This is a genomic window from Dorea ammoniilytica, from assembly GCF_025567415.1.
In the GTDB taxonomy this organism is placed as follows: Bacteria; Bacillota; Clostridia; order Lachnospirales; family Lachnospiraceae; genus Claveliimonas; species Claveliimonas ammoniilytica.
In genome coordinates, this window is sequence record NZ_JAOQJV010000005.1 from 148367 (window position 1) to 158898 (window position 10532).

Consider the following 10532-nt stretch of genomic DNA (forward strand, 5'->3'; position numbering starts at 1 on the left):
AATCTGTTTTCTGAATTAGTCTACCAGTTCTGGCCAGGCTTCTTTTAATACTTTTTCTGTGTTTTCATATGTATAAGCAGCTGCTGCATCGATTCCTCTTCCAAGGATCTCATCAGAGATTACTTCTACACCAACAACCTTTGGATCGATTCCGGCATCTTTGATCATCTTAACAAATCCTGCTGTATCCTTTGCTCCTGTTCCCGGTGCAAGACGGTCATGCATAGACTCATCTCTTAAAATTGAAGCTGCATACGGTCTGTCATAAGCATCATTAATCTGGATAGAAATAACTTTCTCAGCGATTTCCGGTGTCAGGATATCGTACGGCTGATCTGCTCTTACCCAATGCCATGTATCAAGAATCAGCATTGCATTGTCACATCCGGAAGCTTTTACAACTTCCCAGCCTTTCTGAAGGTTCGGAATTCCACTGTATGGCATCGGCTCAACACCAATAATGTATTTGCCGGCTCTCTGACACAGTTCTTTTAACTTCTGAGCTGTGTACTCTACAGAATAGTTTTCCATCAGTCCGCAGTTGATGTGACCTACTCCAAAGAGTTCGCACATATGGAAACACATCTGCTCTTTGTACTTCTGCTCATAGGAACGATGTTCTTCACACCACTGAACAATGTACTCTACCTCTGTTACTTTCATGTCATGTTTGTCAAGAATTGCAAGAATGTCTTCATCATGAAGTCCTTCATTCAAAGCATCAACATAAGTCTCTGCACGAAGACCGATTCCTTCATATCCTGCTTCTTTGGCAGCGATTACACGATCTTCAAATTTACACTGATCTCCAAGTGTCCATGAGCTTACTGTGATTGGATTCTTCTTTGACATAATTCTACCTCCATTGTGAAATTGAATACTATACCGTTAATTTGGTCGTTCAATCTTGTAATATTTTCTATGTCTAAATTATAACGAATCGTTAAATAAAAGACAAATTGATAATTCTGTCACAATCGATAGATTTTGTTTATGGATTTTATTGGCAATTCGTGGTACGATGATATAACTGAATACTAAATACTCACTTACAAATAACGGTAAGATACAAATATTAATCAGAAAAGGAGAAAACCTTATGAATCTCTATCATCTCAGATATTTTGCTACTCTCGCTCATCTGGAACATTATACAAAAGCAGCTGAAATCCTCTCTATTACCCAGCCCAGCCTGAGTCATGCAATCTCATCTCTGGAAAAGGAACTCGGTGTTAAGCTTTTTGAAAAGGATGGCCGCAATGTGGTACTTACCAAATGTGGACAGGCTTTTCTGGTTGATGTTGAACAGGCTCTGAATATGCTTGATTCAAGCGTCAATAAGCTTCAAATGACAGGATTTGGGGAAGGTCGGATAGATATTGCTGAACTTCGTGTACTCAGCAGCACTGTTGTTCCTAACTTTGTGAAAGGTTTTTTGGATTCCTCATCTAATAAGAAGATTGATTTTCATTTTCACAGTTCGACCGGTCTTACCTTTGACATGATCCAAGGATTAAAAGAACGGAAATATGACATTGCATTCTGTTCAAAGATGGATAATGAACCATTGATCGAATTTCCCCCTGTTGCCAAACAGGAACTTGTACTGATCGTACCCAAAGGGCATCCTTTAGAAGATAGGACTTCTATAGATTTGAAAGATTCACTTGCTTATCCACATATCGTCTTTTCTAAGCGAAGTGGTTTAAGGCAGGTTATTGATAAACTATTTGAAAAATGTGGCGGCTATCCGGAGATTGCTTATTCCATGGAAGAAGATCAGGGTGTTGCCGGACTTGTCGGTGCCGGATTTGGTATTGCTGTCGTTCCGAAGATGCCGATTCTTTCCTACATGCCTGTATCCATCATAGAAATCGCAACCCCATCCTGGGAAAGACTCTTCTATATGGCTACTTTAAAAAATGTATACCAGGCACCGGTTGTTATGAACTTTAAAAAGTATGTTACTGAACATGCCGAAGTATAATGCATGCCAAATGCAAATAAATAGCCGGTACACAGCACATCGAATCTATGATTCTTGACAGAACTGTGTACCAGCTATTTTCATTCTAATGATTATTTTGCCTTTTCTTCTTCCGGCAATTCTTTTCTGATCTCTTTTGTGCGGATCTCTTTGCAGATTGCATCGATGAACTCAGCAAGTGGCTTGGTTCCTTCATTACCTGCATAACGGCTTCTTACAGACACTGTTCCGTCTGCTTCTTCCTGCTGTCCGACTACTAACATATATGGCAGCTTATCCAGTCTTGCCTCACGGATCTTGAATCCAATCTTCTCTGAACGGTTATCAACTGTAGCGTCGATATCATTTTTCTTCAACTCTTTGCATACTTCATTCGCATAGTCTGCGTATTTTTCAGAAATAGGAAGTACACGCACCTGCTCCGGACACAGCCATGTCGGGAACTTGCCGGCGTATTTCTCGATCAGCCATGCAAGTGTACGTTCGTAGCATCCCATCGATGTTCTGTGAATGATGTAAGGACGTTTCTTCTCGCCATTCTGATCAATGTAATACAAATCGAAGTTATCAGCAATCGCACAGTCAAGCTGAATTGTGATCATGGTATCTTCTTTACCATATACATTCTTAGCCTGAATATCGATCTTTGGACCATAAAATGCAGCTTCTCCGTCAGCCTCTACGAATGGCACATTCTTCTCATGAAGTACGGCACGCAACGCATCCTGTGTGCTGTTCCAGTAATTGTCATCACCAAGGTATTTTGCTTTATTAGCCGGATCCCATTTAGACAGACGATATGTCACATCATCCTGCAGTCCTAATGTAGTCAGCACATAGTATGCCAGATCCAGACAGTTCTTCAATTCTTCTTCAGCCTGATCCGGGCGGATAACATTGTGAGCCTCAGTAATTGTAAACTGACGAACTCGTGTCAGTCCGTGCATTTCTCCTGAATCCTCTGAACGGAACAGTGTAGATGTCTCACTCATTCTGTAAGGAAGATCACGATATGACTTCTGTGTATTCTTATATACATAGTACTGGAATGGGCAAGTCATCGGGCGAAGTGCAAACACTTCTTTATCTTTCTCCTCATCACCCAGTACGAACATTCCGTCTTTGTAGTGATCCCAGTGTCCGGAAATCTTATACAGATCAGATTTGGCCATCAGCGGAGTTCTGGTACGTACATAGCCCCACTCTTTATCTTCCAGATCCTCGATCCATCTCTGCAGCTTCATGATCATCTTCGTTCCCTTCGGTGGGAAGAGTGGAAGTCCCTGTCCGATCACATCTACCGTTGTAAATAATTCCATCTCACGGCCAAGTTTATTGTGATCTCTGCGTTTTGCATCTTCCATTTTCTCGAGGTGTGCTTTCAGTTCCTCTTTCTTATTATATGCAGTACCATAAATTCTCTGCAAACGTGCTTTTTCGGAATCACCTCTCCAGTATGCCATAGATGATGATGTCAGCTTAAATGCCTTGATGCCCTTTGTACTCATCAGGTGCGGTCCTGCACACAGGTCTACAAATTCTCCCTGATCATAGAATGAGATTTCTTCGCCTTCCGGCAGGTCTTCGATCAACTCTACCTTGAATGGCTCATCCTTCTCTTTCATAAATGCGATTGCTTCTTCTCTAGGAAGTGTAAATCTCTTTAATTCATGTCCTTCTTTGATAATCTTCTTCATCTCTGCTTCCAGCTTATCCAGATCATCTCTTGAAAATGGTTCTGCTTCAAAATCATAATAGAAACCATCGTCGATTGCCGGTCCGATGGCGATCTTTGCATTTGGGAACACTCTCTTAACCGCCTGAGCCAGCACGTGAGATGCTGTATGACGGATAACTCTGAGTCCCTCCGGATCACTGGCTGTTACAATATTCAATTCACAATCCTGATCTACTACTGTTCTAAGATCAACGATTTCTCCATTCACTTCTCCTGCACAGGCAACTCTTGCCAAACCTGCACTGATGTCTGATGCAATATCATATACTGATTTTGCTTCTGCATACTCTTTGACAGATCCGTCTTTTAATGTGATCTTCATTTTAATTTCCTCCTCATGATAAAAATGTGTGCTCCTGTATATGAGCATAAAATAGATACTTCTGATTTTAAGATCATGCCTCTGACTTTCTACCCTCTTTAACATATAAAAAAGTCCCTGGCACTGTCTTAAAACAATGTCAGGGACGATATATCTATCGTGGTTCCACCCATCTTCATCTTCCATATCCTAAGTCATATCTCAACTAGAATTATCCATGCATAAATTACTTATGTATAAATCATCTATGGAAAATCTCATTACTGATGATAACGGTATCACCGGACCGGATTAGGGTCACTCAGAGCTGGTCTTCACATATGATCAGTCAAGAAGCTTCCACCAAATACTTCTCTCTCTGGGTCCTTCAACACATGCTACTCGTCTCTTCTTCGTGTTCTTTAATATACTAGTACGAAACACCCAAATAGTCAATATGAATCTTATTGATTTCTTATTCTTTTAAAAATTTCATACTGACGTTTCAGTTCCATATCCTCATCAATCAACATCTCTTTTGCTTCCAATATTCTCTCAATTGCCTGAGCCGGGTCCATAGTGTGATACGGTAAAAATAAACCGCGTAATTCCTTAGGTTTTACAATTTTATAAACTTGTGGTGATGTTAATTCATAAGTAACAGCAAAATATCTGTAAATATATCCAATCCAGTACATCTCATTGTGAGTATATTTCACAGAGCCATAATCAGACACACCATACTCTTCATCTACTAACTGCAAAATATCATTCGCCTGTATATTAGTTTCAAGGATCGATTCATTATCAAATCTTTTAGCTATCTCACTTTTCATAAATCGTCTGATAAAAATCTCTGAGCTTGACTCCATTTTATCCACAGAACATTCAAATGCCGTCGCCTGGAGGTCGCACAAAAGCAAGCCATTCTTATCTATCTTCTTCATACATCACTCACCTCTTTACACCAGAATTTCATCAATATATTGACCTTTTCCTCTATATTGCTTTCTCGCCAATTTCACTTTATTAGCACCCAGCTTCGACTCTTCAAATCGTACGTTCTTATAGTATTCCCTTTCATTCTCTGAAATATAGCAACGTTCTATAAGTTTTGCCTGCGAGGCAGCTTTTTCGCTTATAAGAATATACTGCATTCCAAGATTCGTTGCCGCAAGACAGTGCTTACATTGTTCATCCGTGATCTCTCCGTCAATAAATGAATTGATAATCTGAAACATACGATTATCTGCTATTGGCGCAATGATATAATCACAATCTCTTGACTGTTCTATAAGTTTTCTTATAGCCGGATGATTCTTATACTCATCCAGTGCACCTCGATAGTAGGCAATCGTCATCATCCATTCCTGATCCACTTTATATCTTTTACATTTCAGATTCCTGTCATCAAAACAAATATAATACACCGATGAATGCTCAAACCCTGATACAAACGATATTGCCTGTTCATAACTTTCTCCTGTATAAAATCCCTGTCCGAAATCATTATTGCATCTGCCTCTATGAATATCTATCTCTCCGTCAATTCCACTTTTCGCACCATGGAAAAGTAATTTTTCATTCTTTTCTAAGTCATCTCTCCAAAGCATTTCCTTTAATTTATTTATCTTTATATTTTTTACAAATGCATATATGTATACTCTCTCTAAAAGCTTTGCAGAAGGATCTGTTTTTCCCAGTTCATTTCTTGAAATTGTTACTTGTTCCACGCCAATCTGTTTTGCAAATTCGTTTTGTGTAAGACCTAATATCTCTCGAATTGACTGCAGGTCCTTTGAAAAATTATATTTCATACGTATCATCCTCTCAAACTTATTTATATCATATTACTTAAATAAGTTCAACCAAAACTTGTTTATATCATATTACTTAAATAAGTTTTTCAGAGACATATTCAGAGCCAGTTCACTTCCAAAACGCTACGCGTTTCGTCAGTGAACGTATCCGCCAAATAGAAGTAGAGGGAAGAACTATACCTCGTGCAAGCACGGCATAGTTCTTCCCTCTACTTCTGCCTGGCTCTGAACTGAACAAAAAAAGCTGCAAACCTTATGGTCTACAGCCTCTTCATATATACCTTCAAAACCGTATACAAGAAACTCTACATCTTCTTACCTATCTCCGTCTTGGTTATGCCCTCGACCGATTAGTATCAGTCAGCTACATGTGTTACCACACTTCCACCTCTGACCTATCTACCTCGTCGTCTTCAAGGGGTCTTACAACTTACGTTGGGATATCTCATCTTGAGGGGGGCTTCACGCTTAGATGCCTTCAGCGTTTATCCCTTCCCGGCTTGGCTACTCTGCCATGCTCTTGGTAGAACAACAGATACACCAGCGGCCAGTCCATCCCGGTCCTCTCGTACTAAGGACAGCTCCTCTCAAATATCCTACGCCCACGCCGGATAGGGACCGAACTGTCTCACGACGTTCTGAACCCAGCTCGCGTACCGCTTTAATGGGCGAACAGCCCAACCCTTGGGACCTACTTCAGCCCCAGGATGCGATGAGCCGACATCGAGGTGCCAAACCACTCCGTCGATGTGAACTCTTGGGAGTGATAAGCCTGTTATCCCCAGGGTAGCTTTTATCCGTTGAGCGATGGCAATCCCACTTTATACCACCGGATCACTAAGTCCTACTTTCGTACCTGCTCCACCCGTCGGTGTCGCAGTCAAGCTCCCTTCTGCCTTTGCACTCTTCGAATGGTTTCCAACCATTCTGAGGGAACCTTTGAGCGCCTCCGATACCCTTTCGGAGGCGACCGCCCCAGTCAAACTCCCCACCTGACATTGTCCCCCGCCCGGTTCACGGGCGCAGGTTAGAAATCCAGTACCACAAGGGTGGTATCCCAACAGCGACTCCATGGCAACTGGCGTTACCATTTCCTAGTCTCCCACCTATCCTGTACATGCAATACCGAATCCCAGTATCAAGCTGGAGTAAAGCTCCATGGGGTCTTTCCGTCCTGGCGCAGGTAACCAGCATCTTCACTGGTATTTCAATTTCACCGGGTGCATTGTTGAGACAGTGCCCAAATCATTACGCCTTTCGTGCGGGTCGGAACTTACCCGACAAGGAATTTCGCTACCTTAGGACCGTTATAGTTACGGCCGCCGTTTACTGGGGCTTAAGTTCAAAGCTTCGCTTGCGCTAACCTCTCCCCTTAACCTTCCAGCACCGGGCAGGCGTCAGCCCATATACCTCACCTTTCGGTTTTGCATAGACCTGTGTTTTTGCTAAACAGTTGCTTGGGCCAATTCTCTGCGGCCTGGTCTCCCAGGCACTCCTTCTCCCGAAGTTACGGAGTCATTTTGCCGAGTTCCTTAACAATGCTTCTCCCGTCGGCCTTAGGATTCTCTCCTCATCCACCTGTGTCGGTTTACGGTACGGGTACGGTAACAACAATAGCGGCTTTTCTTGGCAGTTAGCTCACACTCTTCCCTACTCTTAGTTCGGTACGCATCACGTCTTCGGATTGTTACGCGGATTTGCCAACGTAACTCCTACCTCGCTTGCCCCGGTTTTTCCATTCCCGGTTGTGCTCTCTTACTGCGTCCCCACAGTTCTGTATTACCGTAGTACAGGAATTTCAACCTGTTGTCCATCGACTACGTCTTTCGACCTCGCCTTAGGTCCCGACTTACCCAGAGCAGATCAGCTTTACTCTGGAAACCTTAGATATTCGGCCGGAAGGATTCTCACCTTCCTCTCGCTACTCATTCCGGCATTCTCTCTTCCATACAGTCCACAGCTCCTTCCGGTACTGCTTCTTCCCGTATGCAATGCTCCTCTACCAATCAACTAAGTTGATTCCTGAGCTTCGGTAGTGTGTTTCAGCCCCGGACATTTTCGGCGCAGGACCTCTCGACCAGTGAGCTATTACGCACTCTTTTAATGTATGGCTGCTTCTAAGCCAACATCCTGGTTGTCTTTGAAATCCCACATCCTTTTCCACTTAACACACATTTTGGGACCTTAGCTGCAGGTCTGGGCTCTTTCCCTTTTGACTACCCAACTTATCTCGTGCAGTCTGACTCCCATGAATCATCTACGCGGCATTCGGAGTTTGATATTCTTCGGTAAGCTTTGACGCCCCCTAGGAAATTCAGTGCTCTACCTCCGCAAGACTCTCATGAGGCTAGCCCTAAAGCTATTTCGAGGAGAACCAGCTATCTCCGGGTTCGATTGGAATTTCTCCCCTATCCACACCTCATCCCCACCCTTTTCAACGGATGTGGGTTCGGTCCTCCATTGCCTTTTACGGCAACTTCAACCTGGACATGGATAGATCACCCGGTTTCGGGTCTACTCCGACTGACTACTCGCCCTATTAAGACTTGGTTTCCCTTCGGCTCCATTCCTTAAGAACTTAACCTCGCCAGCCAGCGTAACTCGCCGGACCGTTCTACAAAAAGTACGCGGTTCATCTCATATGGATGTTCCACAGCTTGTAAACACAGGGTTTCAGGTTCTCTTTCACTCCCCTCCCGGGGTCCTTTTCACCTTTCCTTCACAGTACTATGCGCTATCGGTCACTAAGGAGTATTTAGCCTTACGGGGTGGTCCCCGCTCATTCAATCAAGGTTTCTCGTGTCTCGATCTACTCTGGATACCGCCATGTCGACTCGCCTTTTGCTTACGGGGCTTTCACCCTCTCTGGCTGGCTTTCCCAAAACCATTCTGCTAGACTCATCAATCAATTATGCGGTCCGAACCCCAGCATGCACGCACGCTGGTTTGGGCTCTTCCGGTTTCGCTCGCCGCTACTTCCAGAATCACATGTTGTTTTCTCTTCCTCCGGCTACTTAGATGTTTCAGTTCACCGGGTTCCCCTCCATACGTTATGGATTGGCGTATGGATACTTGAGGTTTGCTCAAGTGGGTTTCCCCATTCAGATATCTCCGGATCATTGGATATTTGCTCCTCCCCGAAGCTTTTCGCAGCTTATCACGTCTTTCATCGGCTCTTAGTGCCAAGGCATCCACCCTGCGCTCTTATTAGCATAACCAACTAGATATTGGAAACGGGTTGTTCCAACATCCACACATGTATAGCGTTACATGCGTTGGTTCTAGGTTTGTTTTTACTTGTTTTCTCAAGTGTGTAATCATTACTACATTACTCTGTTTATAACAATTACCTCGGATGTCTTGATTAAGATATTTAAAAATCTTATCATATTTCTTGTATGCGGTTTTCAAGGTACATATCTGACCNAGAACTTAACCTCGCCAGCCAGCGTAACTCGCCGGACCGTTCTACAAAAAGTACGCGGTTCATCTCATATGGATGTTCCACAGCTTGTAAACACAGGGTTTCAGGTTCTCTTTCACTCCCCTCCCGGGGTCCTTTTCACCTTTCCTTCACAGTACTATGCGCTATCGGTCACTAAGGAGTATTTAGCCTTACGGGGTGGTCCCCGCTCATTCAATCAAGGTTTCTCGTGTCTCGATCTACTCTGGATACCGCCATGTCGATTCGCCTTTTGCTTACGGGGCTTTCACCCTCTCTGGCTGGCTTTCCCAAAACCATTCTGCTAGACTCATCAATCAATTATGCGGTCCGAACCCCAGCATGCACGCACGCTGGTTTGGGCTCTTCCGGTTTCGCTCGCCGCTACTTCCAGAATCACATGTTGTTTTCTCTTCCTCCGGCTACTTAGATGTTTCAGTTCACCGGGTTCCCCTCCATACGTTATGGATTGGCGTATGGATACTTGAGGTTTGCTCAAGTGGGTTTCCCCATTCAGATATCTCCGGATCATTGGATATTTGCTCCTCCCCGAAGCTTTTCGCAGCTTATCACGTCTTTCATCGGCTCTTAGTGCCAAGGCATCCACCCTGCGCTCTTATTAGCATAACCAACTTGATATTGGAAACGGGTTGTTCCAACATCCACACATGTATAGCGTTACATGCGTTGGTTCTAGGTTTGTTTTTACTTGTTTTCTCAAGTGTGTAATCATTACTACATTACTCTGTTTATAACAATTACCTCGGATGTCTTGATTAAGATATTTAAAAATCTTATCATATTTCTTGTATGCGGTTTTCAAGGTACATATCTGACCTTTTTCAGGTCAAGTGGAGAATACGAGAGTCGAACTCGTGACCTCCTGCTTGCAAGGCAGGCGCTCTCCCAACTGAGCTAATCCCCCATATGTAGTTTTATTGGTATGATAACCAATGGGCTTAAGTGACCTTACCTCCTCAGGCGAACACTTAAGTAAGTGGGCTTAAGTGGACTCGAACCACCGACCTCACGCTTATCAGGCGTGCGCTCTAACCAGCTGAGCTATAAGCCCTTCTCAGTTCAGCCACCATCCGGTGCCCTTAACTTTTTCTTTTTTTGATCTGGCGGCCACCTACTCTCCCACACCGTCTCCAGTGCAGTACCATCGGCCGCTTGCGTCTTAACCATCGTGTTCGGTATGGGAACGGGTGTCTCCCACAAGCGCATCGCCACCAGAAAGATTA

Annotated in this window: 5 protein-coding genes, 2 tRNA genes and 2 rRNA genes; 1 reads left to right on the plus strand and 8 read right to left on the minus strand. The window is 43.6% G+C overall.

Going from position 1 to position 10532, the window contains the following annotated elements; translation table 11 throughout:
* Positions 1 to 15 precede the first annotated feature (15 nt).
* Positions 16 to 852, minus strand: coding sequence for a sugar phosphate isomerase/epimerase family protein (locus OCV65_RS06240; RefSeq protein WP_118453320.1), 837 nt, complete (start codon positions 850 to 852; stop codon positions 16 to 18).
* Positions 853 to 1099: 247 nt separating this feature from the next.
* Between OCV65_RS06240 and OCV65_RS06245 the strand changes: the two genes are divergently transcribed.
* Entirely contained in the window at positions 1100 to 1987 is an 888-nt protein-coding gene (locus OCV65_RS06245; protein WP_262581346.1) for a LysR family transcriptional regulator, read from the plus strand.
* A gap of 92 nt (positions 1988 to 2079) precedes the next feature.
* On the opposite strand, the gene thrS is transcribed toward OCV65_RS06245, so the two are convergent.
* The 7 genes from thrS to rrf all read right to left on the minus strand — a co-directional run bounded on the left by thrS (position 2080) and on the right by rrf (position 10525).
* Positions 2080 to 4047 (minus strand): threonine--tRNA ligase, encoded by a 1968-nt coding sequence (thrS, locus tag OCV65_RS06250; RefSeq protein ID WP_118453322.1) that lies wholly within the window; start codon positions 4045 to 4047, stop codon positions 2080 to 2082.
* A 443-nt stretch (positions 4048 to 4490) separates the two neighbouring features.
* Positions 4491 to 4973, minus strand: coding sequence for an antitoxin (locus OCV65_RS06255; protein WP_262581347.1), 483 nt, complete (start codon positions 4971 to 4973; stop codon positions 4491 to 4493).
* A 15-nt stretch (positions 4974 to 4988) separates the two neighbouring features.
* Positions 4989 to 5843 carry a DUF3990 domain-containing protein gene (locus OCV65_RS06260; RefSeq protein ID WP_262581348.1) on the minus strand — a complete coding sequence of 285 codons (855 nt, stop codon included), beginning with the start codon at positions 5841 to 5843 and terminating at the stop codon, positions 4989 to 4991.
* A 333-nt stretch (positions 5844 to 6176) separates the two neighbouring features.
* Positions 6177 to 9064: ribosomal RNA gene (locus OCV65_RS06265) — 23S ribosomal RNA — on the minus strand.
* A gap of 1076 nt (positions 9065 to 10140) precedes the next feature.
* Positions 10141 to 10213 (minus strand) — tRNA-Ala (locus OCV65_RS06270).
* 73 nt (positions 10214 to 10286) lie between these two features.
* Positions 10287 to 10360: transfer RNA gene (locus OCV65_RS06275), tRNA-Ile, on the minus strand.
* 47 nt (positions 10361 to 10407) lie between these two features.
* Positions 10408 to 10525, minus strand: a 5S ribosomal RNA gene (gene rrf, locus OCV65_RS06280).
* Positions 10526 to 10532: the final 7 nt, after the last annotated feature.

Coding starts and splice junctions, on each gene's coding strand:
- OCV65_RS06240 (WP_118453320.1), bottom strand. CDS start 852: ATGTCAAAGAAGAATCCAATCACAGTAAGCTCATGGACACTTGGAGAT.
- OCV65_RS06245 (WP_262581346.1), top strand. CDS start 1,100: ATGAATCTCTATCATCTCAGATATTTTGCTACTCTCGCTCATCTGGAA.
- thrS (WP_118453322.1), bottom strand. CDS start 4,047: ATGAAGATCACATTAAAAGACGGATCTGTCAAAGAGTATGCAGAAGCA.
- OCV65_RS06255 (WP_262581347.1), bottom strand. CDS start 4,973: ATGAAGAAGATAGATAAGAATGGCTTGCTTTTGTGCGACCTCCAGGCG.
- OCV65_RS06260 (WP_262581348.1), bottom strand. CDS start 5,843: ATGAAATATAATTTTTCAAAGGACCTGCAGTCAATTCGAGAGATATTA.